Source organism: Methylobacterium sp. Leaf399, assembly GCF_001424525.1.
Classification (GTDB): Bacteria; Pseudomonadota; Alphaproteobacteria; order Rhizobiales; family Beijerinckiaceae; genus Methylobacterium.
This window is the reverse complement of record NZ_LMQK01000012.1, coordinates 116,053-131,060: the sequence shown is the minus strand read 5'-3', so window position 1 is coordinate 131,060 and position 15,008 is coordinate 116,053. Positions and strand designations below refer to the sequence as shown.

Sequence of the window (15,008 nt, the reverse complement as noted above, 5' to 3'; positions counted from 1 at the left end):
GCGCCGGCCCGCATCCCGAATCTCGGCTCGGCGCCACCTCCCGCCGGGTCGCAGCAAAAAGGCCTCCGACCGTGTGGTCGAAGGCCTCGGTAGGCGATGCGCCGTTCGACCCGCTCAGCGCTTGAGCGGGCCTGCCTCGATCACGTCCTCGAGGGTGCGCAGGCCGGCGCGCGGCGCGTTGACCAGGCAGGCCATGTTGCCCGGCGGGTGCTGGTTCTTCCACATCTTGGTGTGGGCGTGGGGAATCTTGTCCCACGGGAACACCTCGCTCATGCACGGGTCGATGCGCTGGTCGAGCACGAACTGGTTGGCCGCCGAGGCCTGCTTGAGGTGTGCGAAATGCGACCCCTGGATGCGCTTCTGGCGCATCCAGACGTAGCGGGCGTCGAACGTGATGTTGAAGCCGGTGGTGCCGGCGCAGAACACCACCATGCCGCCGCGCTTCACCACGAGGGCCGAGACCGGGAAGGTCGCCTCGCCCGGGTGCTCAAACACGATGTCGACGTCGTTGCCCTTGCCGGTGATGTCCCAGATCGCCTTGCCGAACTTGCGCGCTTCCTTGGTCCAGGCGTGGAACTCGGGGCTGTTCACCTTGGGCAGCTGGCCCCAGCAGTCGAAGTCCTTGCGGTTGATGACGCCCTTGGCACCCAGGCTCATGACGTAGTCGCGCTTCGACTCGTCCGAGATCACCGCGATGGCGTTGGCTCCGCTGGCCGCGCAGAGCTGCACGCCGAACACGCCGAGGCCGCCGGAGGCGCCCCAGATGAGCACGTTCTGGCCGGGCCGGACGGTGTGGGGGGCGTGGCCGAACAGCATGCGGTAGGCGGTGGCGAGGGTGAGCGTGTAGCAGGCGCCTTCCTCCCAGGTCAGGTGCTGGGGCCGCTTCATGAGCTGGCGCGACTGCACCCGGCAGAACTGCGCGAAGGAGCCGTCCCCGGTCTCGTAGCCCCAGATCCGCTGCGAGGGCGAGAACATCGGGTCGCCGCCGTTGCACTCCTCGTCGTCGCCGTCGTCCTGGTTGCAGTGGATGATGACCTCGTCGCCGACCTTCCAGCGCTTGACCTTGGAGCCCACCGCCCAGACGATGCCCGAGGCGTCGGACCCCGCGATGTGGTACTCCGTCTTGTGCACGTCGAAGGGCGAGATCGGCTCGCCGAGGCCGGCCCAGACGCCGTTGTAGTTGATGCCCGCGGCCATGACGTAGACCAGCACCTCGTCGTCGCCGATGTCCCAGACCGGCAGGACCTCGACCTGGAACGACTCCTCCGGAGGCCCGTGGCGCTCGCGTCGGATCGCCCAGGCGTACATCTTGGCCGGCACGTGCCCGAGCGGCGGGATCTCGCCGAGCTCGTAGAGGTCCTTGACCTCGCCCTGTTTCACCTGCGCCCCTGCCGACATCCTGGCTCTCCCTGATTGTTCTCTGCCGCCCCTATATCGGCGAACCGTAGCCGCTCCAAGGCCCCCAAAACGCTCGGAAGCGGTCCCATCCCAGGTAAAACGCGGCCTCAGACGTCCCGAAGGGCCTGGTATGCAGTATTAATGGCGTTCCCCGCCTTGCAACGACCGATCGGTTTCAAATCGCTTCATGGTGGCGTGAACAATTTTTCAGACGCTCGCGCCGCGTCGCCTCGCCGGTTTCACCCACCGGCAGATGACGGGCGCCCGCGGCTTGGCTAGGGTGCCGCTCAGAAAGCGGCACGGGCCGCGCCGAACGACAAGAGACGGAGCCACGTGGAATGAGCGCGAACGCGACCATCGCCGAGGTCAAGCGCGACAAACCCTGGATCATCCGGACCTATGCCGGGCACTCCAACGCCAAGGAATCGAACGCGCTCTACCGGGGCAACCTCGCCAAGGGCCAGACCGGCCTCTCGGTGGCCTTCGACCTGCCGACCCAGACCGGCTACGACCCGGACCACGAACTCGCCCGCGGCGAAGTCGGCAAGGTCGGTGTCTCGATCGCGCACCTGGGCGACATGCGGACCCTGTTCGCCGACATCCCGCTCAGCCAGATGAACACCTCGATGACGATTAACGCCACGGCGCCGTGGCTGCTGTCGCTCTATCTCGCGGTGGCCGAGGAGCAGGGCGTGCCGCTCAGCGGGCTGCAGGGGACGACGCAGAACGACATCATCAAGGAATACCTGTCGCGCGGCACCTACGTGTTTCCGCCCGCACCCTCCCTTCGGCTGACCAAGGACGTGATCCTGTTCACGACCAAGGAAGTACCGAAGTGGAACCCGATGAACGTCTGCTCCTACCACCTGCAGGAAGCGGGGGCGACGCCGGTCCAGGAGCTGTCCTACGCCCTCGCCATCGCCATCGCGGTGCTCGACACCGTGCGCGACGACCCCGATTTCGACGAGGCGAGCTTCGCCGACGTGTTCAGCCGCATCTCGTTCTTCGTGAACGCCGGCATGCGGTTCGTCACCGAGATCTGCAAGATGCGGGCGTTCTCCGAACTCTGGGACGAGATCGCCCAGGAGCGCTACGGCATCACCGACCCGAAGAAGCGCATCTTTCGCTACGGCGTCCAGGTGAATTCGCTCGGCCTCACGGAGCAGCAGCCCGAGAACAACGTCCACCGCATCCTCATCGAGATGCTGGCCGTGACGCTCTCCAAGCGCGCCCGTGCGCGGGCCGTGCAGCTGCCGGCCTGGAACGAGGCCCTGGGCCTGCCGCGCCCGTGGGACCAGCAGTGGTCCATGCGCATGCAGCAGATCCTCGCCTTCGAGACCGACCTCCTCGAATACGACGACATCTTCGACGGCTCCAAGGTCATCGACGCCAAGGTCGAGGACCTCAAGGCGCAGACCCGCGCGGCGCTGGAGCAGATCGGCGGCATCGGCGGTGCCGTGGCGGCGGTGGAGACCGGGGCCCTCAAGCGGGCGCTGGTGGAATCCAACGCCAAGCGCATCTCGGCCATCGAGGCCGGCGACCAGATCGTGGTCGGCGTCAACAAGTTCCAGGCCGGCGAGCCCTCCCCCCTCACGGCCGGGGAGGGGGCGATCTTCACGGTCTCCGAGACCGTGGAGATGGAGGCCGAGCAGGGCATCCGCGCCTGGCGGGCCAAGCGCGACCAGAAGGCGGTGGACAAGGCCCTCGACGAGCTCGAGGCGGCAGCGCGCTCGGGCGCCAACATCATGCCGGTCTCCATCGCCGCCGCGAAGGCGGGGGTCACCACCGGCGAGTGGGGCGGGCGCCTGCGCGAGGTCTTCGGCGAGTACCGCGCACCCACCGGCGTGACGCTGGAGACGGTGTCGTCGGGCGCGGCCGAGGAGGCCAAGCTCCTCATCGCCGACCTCGGCGAGCGGCTCGGCGAGCAGCCGCGGATGGTGGTGGGCAAGCCCGGGCTCGACGGCCATTCCAACGGCGCCGAGCAGATCGCGCTGCGCGCCCGCGACGTGGGCTTCGACGTGACCTACGACGGCATCCGCCAGACCCCGGCGGAGATCGTGGCCAAGGCGCGCGAGACCGGCGCCCATGTGGTCGGCCTGTCGATCCTGTCGGGCAGCCACGTGCCCCTGGTGCGCGACGTCAAGGCGAAGATGCGGGAGGCCGGCCTCGACCACGTGCCGCTGGTGGTGGGCGGCATCATCTCCCCCGACGACGAACTCGTGCTCAAGAACATGGGCGTGACCGCCGTCTACACGCCCAAGGACTACATCCTCGACACGATCATGATCGGCATCGCCAAGGTCGTCGGGCGCGCGCTGGACAAGCAGGCCGCCGAACGGGCGGACGCGGCGGCCGGCGTGGCGGGGTCCGCGCCGCGCGACGGCGCCGAGAAGGTGTTCTGAGGGCCGCCCGGCGCGACACGGCCTGCCTGTCCCGATGACCTTCGCGCCCCTCGTCGCCGTTCCCCTTGCCGCCGGGTTGAGCGCCGGGCTCGTGATCGCCCTGCGTCCCCTCCTCGTTCGCTATGCCCTGGCCCGGCCGAACGCGCGCTCGAGCCACAGTGTGCCGACGCCCCAGGGCGGCGGCATCGCGGTGATCGTCGCGGCCATCGCGGCGACGGGTCTCCTGGTCGCCGGGCAGGCCGACGACCTGGCGGTCATCGAGGTCGTCGTCCTCGGCCTCGCCGCCACCGCCCTCGCCATCGTCGGCGCCGTGGACGACATCCGGCCGCTGCCGGCCTCTTTGCGGCTCGTCCTACAGGGCCTCGTGGTCGCCGGGCTGGTCGCCGCGGTGGGCGGACGGCTCCTGCCCGCGATCCCGCTGCCGCTCGAGCGGGGGCTCGCCATCCTCGCCGGGCTCTGGTTCGTGAACCTTACCAACTTCATGGACGGGGTCGACTGGATGACGGTGGCCGAGATGGTGCCGCTGTGCGCGGCGCTCGCCCTCCTCGGCCTGGCCGGCGGCCTCGATCCGCTTCCGGTGCTCGTGGCGGCGTCCCTACTCGGGGCGCTCCTGGGCTTCGCGCCCTTCAACCGCCCGGTGGCGCGGCTCTTCCTCGGCGATGTCGGCTCGCTGCCGATCGGACTCGCCGTCGCCTGGCTGCTCTACCGCCTCGCCCTTGATGGCGGCCTCGCCTCAGCGATCCTCCTGCCGCTCTATTATCTGGCGGATGCGACGATCACCCTGGTCCGCAGGGCGGCCCGCGGCGAACGGGTGTGGGAGGCGCACCGCAGCCACTACTACCAGCGCGCCACCGTCAACGGGCTGTCGGTGATGGGCGTGGTGACCCGGGTCTTCGTCCTGAACCTCGGGCTCGCGGCCCTGGCCGGGCTCACCTTGCTTTGGCCGTCCTGGCCCGTCACGCTTAGCGCGCTGGCGCTCGGAGCGGGCGCGGTCGCCTGGGTGCTGCGCGGCTTCTCGCATCCCCGCCCGAAGATGGGATGAGGACCGAACGCGTGGGCGGACCGCTGATCGCGCTGACCGGCGCCACAGGCTTCATCGGGCGCCATCTCCTGCGCAGCCTGTCCGCCCGCGGCTTTCGCGTGCGCGTGCTGCTGCGCCGGCCGGTGTCGGTGCCGGACGGGGCGAGCGGCGCCGTCGTCGGCGACCTCACCCGGCCGATGAACATGGCCGCGGCCCTCGCCGGCGTCGATGCCGTCGTCCATTCCGCCGGGCTGGCGCATGCGATGTCGGGTGCGCCGGAAGACGACTACCGCGCCTCCAACACCGAGGCGACGCGCCGGCTCGGGGAGGCCGCGGCGCGGGCGCGGGTGCGCCGGTTCGTGTTCCTGTCCTCGATCCGGGCCCAGACCGGGTGGAGCGCGCCGGGCGTCGTGCGCGACACCGACGAACCGGCTCCCACCGACGCCTACGGCCGTTCCAAACGCGATGCCGAGGTGGCGCTGTCGCGACTCGACATCGACTGGGTCGCCCTGCGCCCGGTGCTGGTCTACGGCGCCGGCATGAAGGGCAACATGGCATCGCTCATGGCACTGGCGCGCTCGCCCTATCCGCTGCCGCTCGCCAGCCTCGGGGGACGTCGCTCCCTCGTCTCGCTGGAGAGCCTGTCCGACGCGGTGATGACGGCCCTGGACGCGCCGGCTCCCCTGCGCCGATCCCTCGTCGTGGCCGAGCCCGATCCGCTGACGCTGCCCGAGATGATCGCGGCGTTCCGTGAGGGGCTCGGCCGCCGGGCCGGCCTGCTGCCGTGCCCGCCGGCGCTGCTGGAACTCGCCTGCCGCCTCGGCGGGCGCAGCGAGGCCTTCGCCCGGGTCGCCTCCGACCTGGTGGCGGATTCGGCCGGCTTGTCGGCCCTCGGCTGGGTTCCGCGCACGACGAGTCGCGCCGGTCTCGCCGCTTTGGCGCGTTCGACCGCCGAGGCGGACGGCCCGTCCACATAATCGAGACCTCCGAGCCTCCTCGATCAGCCCTGGAGGGCGAGGCTCGCGGTCACGGACGCGGCGGCGTCATGGGAGGGAGCCGGCACGTCGACGCTCGCCGACGCTGCCACGCGGTGACGGAAATCCGGGATCGCCTCCTCGAACACCGCCTCGGCCGCCGCCCTGTCGCCCGCCGTCACCGCCGCCTGAAGACGGACGATCCAGCCGTCGAGGATCCTACGGTCGGCGAAGATCGGCTTGGCCGCCATCACGCCGTCGATCCCGTCGAGGCTGACGCGGGGTTCCTCGCGGGCGAACAGGATCTCGTTGAGGCGCTCGCCGGGCCTTGCGCCGGTGACCGCGATCTCGATGTCCTCGCCGGGCTCGAAGCCGGCGAGCCGGATCATGCGCTCGGCGAGATCGCGGATGCGCACCGGCTGGCCCATCTTGAGGACGTAGACCGCCGCGCGCTGGTCGGTGGCGGCATCGGGGGCAGCCCGTCCCTCGCGGTCGGCGTGGGAGGCGGCGGTGAGGACGAGGTCTGCGGCCTCGCGCACCGTCATGAAGTAGCGCACCATGTCGGGGTGGGTCACGGTGACGGGACCGCCGCGGGCGATCTGCGCCTTGAACACCGGCACCACCGAGCCGACAGAGCCCAGTACGTTGCCGAAGCGCACCGCGATCAGCCGGGTCGGGCAGCGCGCGCCGCCGGCCGCCTGCTCGGCGTCGTGGGCCTGCGCCACCATCTCGGCGAGGCGCTTGGTGACGCCGAGCTGCGACACCGGCTCGATCGCCTTGTCGGTGGAGATCATCACCATGGCCCGGGCGCCCGTGGCCAGGGTCGCCTCGGCGACGTTGATCGAGCCGAAGACGTTGGTCTTGATGCCCTCGGTCCAGTCGCGCTCCAGATAGGGCACCTGCTTGAGCGCGGCCGCGTGGAACACGTAGTCGGGCCGGAACGCCGCGAAGACCTCGCGCAGGCGCGTGCCGTCGCGGATGTCGGCGAGCGCGCCGCTGACTTCGGCCTGCGCATCCTGGAGCGCCGGCTGGTTGAGGACGCCGTGGAGCGCGGGCTCGGAACTCTCCACCACCAGGACGGCGCTGGCTCCGAAGGCCACCGCGCGCGCGCAGATCTCGGCGCCGATCGACCCGCCGCCGCCGGTGACGATCACCCGCGACCCGTGCAGGAAGCGCTCGAGCCGCGGCCGGTCGATCGACACGGTCGGGCGCAGCAGCAGGTCCTCGATCTCGAGGGGCGCGAGTTCGGTGTCGCGCATCCCGTCGCCCAGGCTCGTCGCCCGCGACAGCGGCAGGCCGAGGCGGCGGGCGCGCGCGATGAGGTCGTCGGGCTCGGATTCCGGCGCCAGGGCGCTCGGGGTCGCCACGAGGCGCCGCACCGGCGTGCCCCGCTCGGCCAGTCCCGCGATGACCGCTTCGAGGTCGGAAAAGCCGCCGAGCACGGGCACGCCGCGCATGGTCTGGCCGGCTTCGTCGGCGCGGGGCGACAGGATGCCCTTGGGAGAGAGGCGGCGGATCGATCCCGCCTCGATCGCCCTCAGCACGATCTCGATGTCCGACCCGCGGCCGAGCAGGAGCGTCGGCGTCGAGGCGTTGCGGGCCTGGGTCTGGCGCGAGCGGGCGTATTTGACGTAGCGGAACGCCAGCCGCATGCCGCCGAGCAGGAACACCTGCAGCACCCAGTACAGCCCAATGGCGATCTTTCCGAAGAAATAGAACCCGTACATCGTCGAGGAGACGAGCACGTAGTCGAGCACCAGCAGCGTCAGGGCCAGGACGCTGGCGGCCCGCACGATGCCGGCGAGATCGGGCAGCGAGGCGAAGCGCCACTTGGTGCGGTAGAGCCTGAACCGGGCGTAGACGAAGCCGGCGAACAGCACGAACGGCGGCAGCAGGAGCGGAAGCGCGTGCAATCGCTCGGCGAGGAGGGCGCCGTCGAACCGGAACACGAAGGTGAGGATCACGGCCAGCGCGGTCGCCACGAGATCGTGGGCAACCATCACCGCCAGTTTGTATGTGCGCTGCTGCATGGGCCGCCCGGCCGGCGGTATCGGCGCGGGCCCGCGCGATGTCAACGCGGGCGCGCCGCCGCCTGCGCCTACTCGGCCTCCCGCTGCGGCTTACCGGCCAGCGCCACGTAGAAGCCGAGCCCGTCGCCCGCCGGCAGCGGGTGGAGACGGTCGACGAAGCCCTTGCGCTTGGCCTCCAGCAGCATCCGCCCGACGGGTTGGAACAGGGTCTCGCCGCCGCCCTCCGGGGGAGGCGCGAGGCGGATCGCCACGGTCTTGCCGCGCGAGAAGCGGCTGCGCTCGATCATCTCCTTGAGCGAAGCCTCGGCGGTGGGCCTGTTGGTCTCGCGCAGGTCGAGAACCGATTCGGCGTCGGTGACGCCGAGGGAGCCGCGCAGCTTGTCGGCATTGACGTCTTCGAAATGGGGCAAGGCGGGTCCTGGGTCGGGCGTTCGGGGCGGCGGGTCAGAACACGATGCCGGTGTACACGTCGCGCACCGCGACCGCACCGCCGAGTTCGGGCAGGTCGATCGCGGCGTCGAGGCCGAGCACCGTCCGGTCCCACTCCCCGGGACCGCTGCGCCGGAACACCTCGATGCGGGCCTCGTCCTGATAGACGATCAGGATGTGCCGGAGCGTCTCCACCGTCTGGTAGAAATCGACCTTGCGGCCGCGATCGGTCGACAGCGTCGAGGGCGAGAGGACTTCGGCCACGAGCAGCGGATCGGGCGCATAGCCGTCGGGGAGCAGCGGCCCGCATCGCACCACCACGTCGGGGATCGGCGCGAAATCGTCCATCGCCTCGCTGAGGATGGCGAGGCCGGGCAGGGCGCGGCAGCCCTTGTCTCGCGCCACTGGTGAGAGAGCCACGATTAGATTGGCGACGATTCCCTGATGCCGTTCGCGCGGGGGCGACATCAAGATCGGCACGCCGTCGAGCAGCTCCCAGCGCTCCCAATCGGGCTTGGCCTCGACCCAGGTGCGGAACTCGGCGACGGTCATATGGGTGTAGCGTCGCGCCGCGACGGCCATGGCACGCCCTCCCGATGGAAGCGGCGATGGTAGCACCCCGCCGGAGCGCCGCAACACCGCAGCCGCCTCGTCAGAACGTCACGCGCGCGTAGATGTCGCCGACGGCCAGCGAACCGCCGAGTTCGGGCAGCTCGATCACCCCGCCGAGACCGAGGCCATGCATGCTCCAACCGTCGCCGCGACTCCAGAGTTCGACCCTGGGCTGGTCCTGGTCGACGATCAGGAAGGTGCGCAGGCTCTGCACGGAGCGATGGAAACCGGTGTTGCGGCCGAGATCGTCGGTCATGGTCGACGGGGACAGCACCTCGGCCACGAGCACCGGATCATGGGTGTAACCGTCCGGCGGCAGCGGCCCGCAGATGACCACGACGTCGGGGATCGGCCCGACATCGTCCATCGCCGCGCTGAGGACGCCGAGGCCGGGCAACGCGTTGCGACCGCGCCGCTCGGCAAGGCGATCGAGATGCCGGCCCAACTTCATGACGATGCGCTGATGTCGCGCGTTCGGCGGCGACATCAGCTCGGGCTCTCCGTCCAGCAACTTCCAACGCTCGTCGTCCGGGCGGTCCGCGACCCAGGTCCGATACTCGGCGACGCTCATCCCGGTTTCACGCCGAACCGCGACTGCCATGGCTGATCCTTCGTTCGGAGGATCACCGTAGCCGCCGCCAGGCCGTCCGCCACGGTGCGAACGGCCGAGGTGCCGGTCAGCCGTGAACGAGCACGTTGCGGAACTGCCAGGGGTCGCTCTCGTCGATGTCCTCAGGGAACAGGCCGGGGCGGCCGGTAAGCGGGGTCCAGTCGGTGTAGACGCCCACGACCGGGCCGAGATACGGCATCTGGACTTCGAGGCAGCGGCGGAAGTCCATCTCGTCGGCCTCGACGATGCCCGCCTCCGGGTTTTCCAGCGCCCAGACCATGCCCGCGAGCACGGCGGAGGTCACCTGAAGGCCGGTGGCATTCTGGTAGGGCGCGATGCGGCGCGTCTCCTCGATGGAGAGCTGCGAGCCGAACCAGTAAGCGTTCTTGGCGTGGCCGTAGAGCAGCACGCCGAGCTCGTCGATGCCGTCGACGATCTCGGTCTCGTCGAGGATGTGGTGCTTCTCCTGCACGGCGGCGGCCTTGCCGAACATCTCGTGCAGCGACAGCACGGCGTCGTCGGCCGGATGATAGGCATAGTGACAGGTCGGGCGGTAGGCAGCGCGGCTCCCCTCCATCACCGTGTAGTAGTCGGAGATCGAGACCGCCTCGTTGTGGGTTACGAGGAAGCCGAACTGCGCCTGGGCGGTGGGGGTCCACGAGCGCACGCGGGTGTCGGCGCCGGGCTGCAGCAGGTAGATGGCGCAGCGCGAGCCCTTCTCCTGGTCGCGGGCGTTGTCGGGGCGCCAGGTCTCGTGGGTGCCCCAGCCGAGCTCGGCCGGCTGGTTGCCCTCGGAGACGAAGCCCTCCACCGACCAGGTGTTCACGAACACACCCCGGGGCTTGGGGGTCTTGGCGCGCTGGGTGTCGCGCTCGGCGATGTGGATGCCCTTGACGCCGACCTCGCGCATGAGCTTGCCCCATTCGGCGCGGGTCTTGGGCTCGAGCGCCGAAAGGCCGAGGTCGGCCGCCACGTTGAGGAGGCCCTGCTTGACGAACCAGGACACCATGCCGGGGTTGGCACCGCAGCAGGAGACGGCCGTGGTGCCGCCGGGCGCGGCGGCCCGGGCGGCGAGGATGTCCTCGCGCAGGGCGTAGTTGGTGCGGTCGCCCTGGCTCTTCGACTTGTCGAAGTAGAAGCCCGGCCAGGGCTCGGCGACGGTGTCGATGTAGAGGCAGCCGAGCTCGCGGCACAGTTCCATGATGGCGCGGGACGAGGTGTCGACCGAGACGTTGACGCAGAAGCCCTGGCCACCGCCCTCGGTGAGGAGCGGGGTGAGGACGTCGCGATAGTTCTCGCGGGTCAGCGCCACCTGCTCGAAGCGCAGGCCGTGCCGGTCCGCCAGAGCCTTGTGGGCGTCGGAGGGCTCGATGACGGTGAAGCGGGCCTTGTCGTACTCGAAGTGGCGCTCGATCAGCGGGAGCGTGCCGCGGCCGATCGAACCGAAGCCGATCATCACGATGGGGCCGCTGATGCGCCCGTGCACGGGCCAGGAGGAGGGGGAGTCGGTCATGGCGCGGACGATCCTTCTGGTTCGCTCCGGAATCGGGAGTGTCCCGATCCCGGAGTTTGCCGGCTTAACCGGCGGGAATGACGAATGAGCGACGGGTTCAGTGGAGGCGCAGGCCGGAGCGGTCAACAGCGGCGGCGTCGATCGCGCCGGAATCGCGGCCGGCGCATGAGGCCCCTGCATGGCCGTCCCGGCGTGACGGCCGGTTGCGGCAACGACGGGGGAGGGCTGATATTGCACTGCAACAAAGCGGGTTCCACCACTCTCCGCTTCAGGAGCCGACCATGCTGGTTTTTCTCGCCACCACCCTGCCGCAGCCGGCCGAGGACGTCCTCGACCGCGATCCGGGCATCCTCACCCTCGCCGCCGCCCTGGTGAACGCCTGGCAGCGCCGCCTCGGCCGCCACCGGGACAACGCGGCCTGAACCGGGTCCGCGCGTGGCCTTGGCGGTTCGCCGTTCTGGGTCTGCGACAAATCGAGATCCGCGCCGGCCGAGGCGTTGGCCCGCCCGCGCGAACCTGCTTAACCATCCCGCATGATGGATGTGTCCCGAGCCCACCGCGTGCTCCCGCCTTCGTGGCGGGCGACGATCCTCGCCGCCGTCCTGCTGCTCGCTGCGGGCCCGCCCGTGGCACGCGCGCAATGGCAGGGCCACGGCGGGCCGGTGCGGGCCCTGGCGGTGGCGCCCGACGGCGGGCTCGCCATCTCCGGCAGCTTCGACCACTCGGCGATCCTCTGGGCGATCGAGCCCGGTGCGGCCTTGCGGGTGCTGCGCGTCCACGAGGGCGCGGTCAACGCCGCGGTCGCGGCGGGCGGCGGGCGTTTCCTCACCGGCGGCGAGGACGGTCGCATCGCCCTGTGGCAAGTCGGATCGCCCGAGCCGGTCACGGTCTTCACCGACCACCAGGGTCCGGTGGCCGGCCTCGCCCTGTCGCCCGACGGGAGCCTCCTCGCCTCCGCCTCCTGGGACGGCACCGCCCGGATCCGCTCGACCGGCGGCGGCGCGGTGCGGACGCTGGCGGGCCACACCGGCCCGGTCAACGCGGTGGCCTTCCTCGGTGACGGCCGCCTGGTCTCGGCGGGCTACGACGGCACCCTGCGGATCTGGCCGGCCGAGGGCGAGGCACCGCCCGCGGTGATCACCCTGGGCACGCCGCTCAACACCGTGGCCGTGGCCGCGGACGGTGAGATCGTGACGGCGGGTGCAGACAGCGTCGTGCGAGTCCTATCGGCCCAGGGGCAGCTCAGGGCCGACGTCGAACTGGCCCCGAACCCCGTCATCGCGCTGGCGCTCTCCCCCGACGGGACGCGGATCGCCGCCGCCACGGTGGCGGGCACCGTGGCGATGATCGCGCGGGCGGAGGCAAAGGTGCTGTTCAACCTCGTCGGACCCGGCCTGCCGGTGTGGTCGCTGGCCTTCCGGCCGGACGGGGCCGAACTGCTCACCGGCGGCGGCGACCGGCTGGTGCGGCGCTGGAACGCCGCCACGGGCGAGCCCATCGGCGCCCTCGCGATGGCCCGCCCGGCCGATGCGCTCGCGGCCTACAAGGGCGAGCGCGGCGCCGAGGTGTTTCGCGCCTGCGTCGCCTGCCACACCCTGTCGCCCGACGAGGGCCCGCGCGCCGGCCCTACCCTGAGCGGCATCTTCGGTCGCCGCATCGCCAGCGCGCCGGGCTACCGGTTCTCCGAACCGCTCAGGCACCTCGATATCGTCTGGGATGCGCGCACCATCGCCGAACTCTTCGAGGTCGGTCCCTCGCGCTACACGCCTGGCACCAAGATGCCCGAACAGACGATCCGCGATCGCGGCGACCGCGAGGCGCTGGTGCGCTTCCTCGAGAAGGCGACCCGGGCGAACTGATCGCTCCGGATCAGGCGAGGGGATCGCCGCGCTCGGCCCGCTCGCGCAGATAATCCTCGCTCGTGCGGGGCCGGGGGCGCTCGGGCGCCGTATGCGGGTCGAAGCCGGTGTTGGTGGCGACCTCGATCCGGCAGGTGTCGCACATCATCAGCGTGCGCAGGCGCTCCTCGCCCGCACTGCCGGCGAACATCCAGTGGCGATCCTTGAGTTTGGCCATGACGCGCTCGATCGTGCTGCGGGTGCCGAACGGCTTGCCGCAGGCGACGCAGTCGAACGGCTCCTCCTCCTTCACCACGCGGCGCGGCGCGGCCCAGGCCTCGAAATCGATCTGCGGCTTGAGCGTGATGACCCGCTCCGGGCAGGTCGCGGCGCACAGGCCGCATTGCACGCACAGGCTCTCGTCGAAAGCCAGCAGCGGCCGGTCCTGGCTGTCGCCCAGCGCATGGGTGGGGCACGCGCTCACGCAGGACAGGCAGAGCGTGCAGCCCTCGACATCGATGTCGAGGCCACCGAACGGCGCGTCCGCCGCCAGAGGCACCACCGCGACCGGAGCGGGGGCGGCCACGTGCAATTCGCGGAACGCGAACCGAAGGACGTCGCGTTTCGGGCCGACCGGCATGAAGGCGGCGGGCGAGGGTGCCGCCGTTCCCAGCGGCATCGCCGCGAGCGCCGCCGACAGGGCGTCGGGATCGTCCGTCTCTATGAGGCCGACCACGGTGCCGCCGCCCGCCGGGCCGTAGCCGAGCGCCCGGACGACGGTATCGGTGAGCGCGGCGAGGCGGTGGACCGTCTCGATATCGTGCCGGGGCTTGGCACGCACCAGCAGCCGGACGCCGACGGCGCCGTAGGCGAACAGCGCCGCCACCGCCTCGGGGCCGATCTGGGTCAGTTCGTTGACGGCGACAGGCAGCACGTTCGCCGGCAGGCCGTCGCCGTAGCGAGCCAGCGCCTGGATCAGCGGCGTACCGTGCTCGTCGTCGTGGAACAGCACCACGCCGTCGCGGCCGCTGGCCGCGTGATAGGCCCGCATCAGGGTGCGCAACCGGCGCATCAGGGCGTCGGCGGCGGGAAGGGTGTAGGCGGCGGCCCCCGTGGGGCAGACCGAGGCGCAGGAGCCGCAGCCGGCACAGACATGGGGGTCGATCGCCACGTGCTCGCCGGCCGGCGCGATGGCACCGGTCGGGCACACGTCGAGGCAGCGGGTGCAGCCGGTGATGCGCGAGCGCGAATGCGCGCACAGTTCGGCGTGGAAATCGATGAACCGGCTCTTCTCGAAGGTGCCGACGAGGTGCGAGACCGAGAACAGGGCGGCCTCCACGGCGGTGGGATCGCGCGGGTCGGCGCGGACATAGCCGCTTCTGAGGTCGTGGGCCGGGAACAGCGGCGTTCCGCCGGTGAGATCGAGGACGAGATCGCAGGTCGAGGTCGCCCCGTTGCGCGCCTCGCCGAACAGCAGCGAGCCGCGCGAGGCGGGGGAGGGGACGGCGTAGTCGTCGATCCGCAGCGAGAACGCCCCGAGGTGTCCCGAGGCGCCGGCGATGGTGCCCTTCAGGACGGGAAAGTCGTTGCGCCGCGGCGGGGCGACGTCGCCGGGCCGGCTCAGCAGCACCGTGACGTCGAGGTGGTCCGCGAGCCTTCGTCCGGCCTCCACCGCGACCTCGTCGCGGCCGTAGACCAGGACGACGCCCTGGCTCTCCATGGTGAGGATCTGCGGCGCGGCGGCGACCTCGGCGGCCGAGGCCAGAAGCGCGGCGATCTTGGGGCCGGCGGCGGCCCCTTGCGAGGACCAGCCGGCGCTCTCGCGGATGTCGATGCAGGTCAGGCGATCCTCGGCCCAGATCTCGGCCGCGTGTTCGGAAAAGAGCGGCGCCTGCATGCTGCAGGAGACCGTCACCTCGGCGCCCGACTCGAGGCTGGCCACCAGCCGCTCGATCTCGCGGCCGCAGAGCTCGGTCGCCGTCTCGAGGCGCCCGCCGCAGGCCGGAGCGATGGCGGCGGCATCGAGGGGGACGGTACCCTCGCAGGAACAGGCGAACACGACGCGGTCGGACACAGGGACAGGCTTTCGGCGGCGAGGACAACGGGTCGAGGGGGATGCCGAAGGGGCGCGGGCGGCGGCCCTTCGCGTTCCCGTATCGGCGCCTTATACTCGAACCGTTC

The 15,008-nt window shown here is 71.0% G+C and carries 12 protein-coding genes; 5 read left to right on the top strand and 7 right to left on the bottom strand.

Annotated elements, in window-relative coordinates; translation table 11 throughout:
- Window positions 1–114 precede the first annotated feature (114 nt).
- Entirely contained in the window at window positions 115–1,398 is a 1,284-nt protein-coding gene (gene ccrA / locus ASG40_RS08755) for a crotonyl-CoA carboxylase/reductase (protein ID WP_055883733.1), read from the bottom strand.
- A gap of 338 nt (window positions 1,399–1,736) precedes the next feature.
- Between ccrA and ASG40_RS08750 the strand changes: the two genes are divergently transcribed.
- The 3 genes from ASG40_RS08750 to ASG40_RS08740 are packed head-to-tail and all read left to right on the top strand — an operon-like array spanning window position 1,737 to window position 5,798.
- Window positions 1,737–3,800, top strand: a complete 2,064-nt coding sequence (locus tag ASG40_RS08750) for a methylmalonyl-CoA mutase family protein (RefSeq protein ID WP_055883731.1) — start codon at window positions 1,737–1,739, stop codon at window positions 3,798–3,800.
- Between the two features lie 34 nt (window positions 3,801–3,834).
- A complete protein-coding gene (locus ASG40_RS08745) occupies window positions 3,835–4,842 on the top strand; it encodes a glycosyl transferase (protein ID WP_055883728.1) in 1,008 nt (335 codons plus the stop codon).
- Between the two features lie 11 nt (window positions 4,843–4,853).
- Window positions 4,854–5,798: an NAD-dependent epimerase/dehydratase family protein gene (locus tag ASG40_RS08740; protein ID WP_055884654.1), complete on the top strand. Its 945-nt coding sequence runs from the start codon at window positions 4,854–4,856 to the stop codon at window positions 5,796–5,798.
- A gap of 23 nt (window positions 5,799–5,821) precedes the next feature.
- Here the strand turns inward: ASG40_RS08740 and ASG40_RS08735 are convergent, their stop codons facing one another.
- The 5 genes from ASG40_RS08735 to ASG40_RS08715 form a co-directional block, all read right to left on the bottom strand.
- Window positions 5,822–7,825 (bottom strand): nucleoside-diphosphate sugar epimerase/dehydratase, encoded by a 2,004-nt coding sequence (locus ASG40_RS08735; protein WP_055883725.1) that lies wholly within the window; start codon window positions 7,823–7,825, stop codon window positions 5,822–5,824.
- 68 nt (window positions 7,826–7,893) lie between these two features.
- A complete protein-coding gene (locus ASG40_RS08730) occupies window positions 7,894–8,235 on the bottom strand; it encodes a hypothetical protein (RefSeq protein ID WP_055883722.1) in 342 nt (113 codons plus the stop codon).
- Between the two features lie 34 nt (window positions 8,236–8,269).
- Window positions 8,270–8,836, bottom strand: a complete 567-nt coding sequence (locus tag ASG40_RS08725) for a Uma2 family endonuclease (protein ID WP_055883719.1) — start codon at window positions 8,834–8,836, stop codon at window positions 8,270–8,272.
- A 70-nt stretch (window positions 8,837–8,906) separates the two neighbouring features.
- Window positions 8,907–9,467, bottom strand: coding sequence for a Uma2 family endonuclease (locus ASG40_RS08720; RefSeq protein WP_055883716.1), 561 nt, complete (start codon window positions 9,465–9,467; stop codon window positions 8,907–8,909).
- A 76-nt stretch (window positions 9,468–9,543) separates the two neighbouring features.
- On the bottom strand, window positions 9,544–10,989 hold the full coding sequence (locus ASG40_RS08715; RefSeq protein ID WP_055883713.1) for a homospermidine synthase: 1,446 nt from the start codon (window positions 10,987–10,989) through the stop codon (window positions 9,544–9,546).
- 281 nt (window positions 10,990–11,270) lie between these two features.
- On the opposite strand from ASG40_RS08715, the gene ASG40_RS21660 reads away from it, so the two are divergent.
- Window positions 11,271–11,411: a hypothetical protein gene (locus ASG40_RS21660; RefSeq protein WP_165700239.1), complete on the top strand. Its 141-nt coding sequence runs from the start codon at window positions 11,271–11,273 to the stop codon at window positions 11,409–11,411.
- 138 nt (window positions 11,412–11,549) lie between these two features.
- Complete coding sequence (locus ASG40_RS08710; protein ID WP_244480572.1) at window positions 11,550–12,848, top strand: c-type cytochrome; 1,299 nt, start codon at window positions 11,550–11,552, stop codon at window positions 12,846–12,848.
- A gap of 10 nt (window positions 12,849–12,858) precedes the next feature.
- Here ASG40_RS08710 and ASG40_RS08705 read toward each other — a convergent pair whose 3' ends face one another.
- The gene (locus ASG40_RS08705) at window positions 12,859–14,901 is read right to left on the bottom strand and encodes a 4Fe-4S binding protein (RefSeq protein ID WP_055883709.1); all 2,043 of its coding nucleotides are present in this window, start codon (window positions 14,899–14,901) and stop codon (window positions 12,859–12,861) included.
- Window positions 14,902–15,008: the final 107 nt, after the last annotated feature.

Coding starts and splice junctions, on each gene's coding strand:
- ASG40_RS08745 (WP_055883728.1), top strand. CDS start 3,835: ATGACCTTCGCGCCCCTCGTCGCCGTTCCCCTTGCCGCCGGGTTGAGC.
- ASG40_RS08720 (WP_055883716.1), bottom strand. CDS start 9,467: ATGGCAGTCGCGGTTCGGCGTGAAACCGGGATGAGCGTCGCCGAGTAT.
- ASG40_RS08735 (WP_055883725.1), bottom strand. CDS start 7,825: ATGCAGCAGCGCACATACAAACTGGCGGTGATGGTTGCCCACGATCTC.
- ASG40_RS08725 (WP_055883719.1), bottom strand. CDS start 8,836: ATGGCCGTCGCGGCGCGACGCTACACCCATATGACCGTCGCCGAGTTC.
- ASG40_RS08750 (WP_055883731.1), top strand. CDS start 1,737: ATGAGCGCGAACGCGACCATCGCCGAGGTCAAGCGCGACAAACCCTGG.
- ASG40_RS21660 (WP_165700239.1), top strand. CDS start 11,271: ATGCTGGTTTTTCTCGCCACCACCCTGCCGCAGCCGGCCGAGGACGTC.
- ccrA (WP_055883733.1), bottom strand. CDS start 1,398: ATGTCGGCAGGGGCGCAGGTGAAACAGGGCGAGGTCAAGGACCTCTAC.
- ASG40_RS08715 (WP_055883713.1), bottom strand. CDS start 10,989: ATGACCGACTCCCCCTCCTCCTGGCCCGTGCACGGGCGCATCAGCGGC.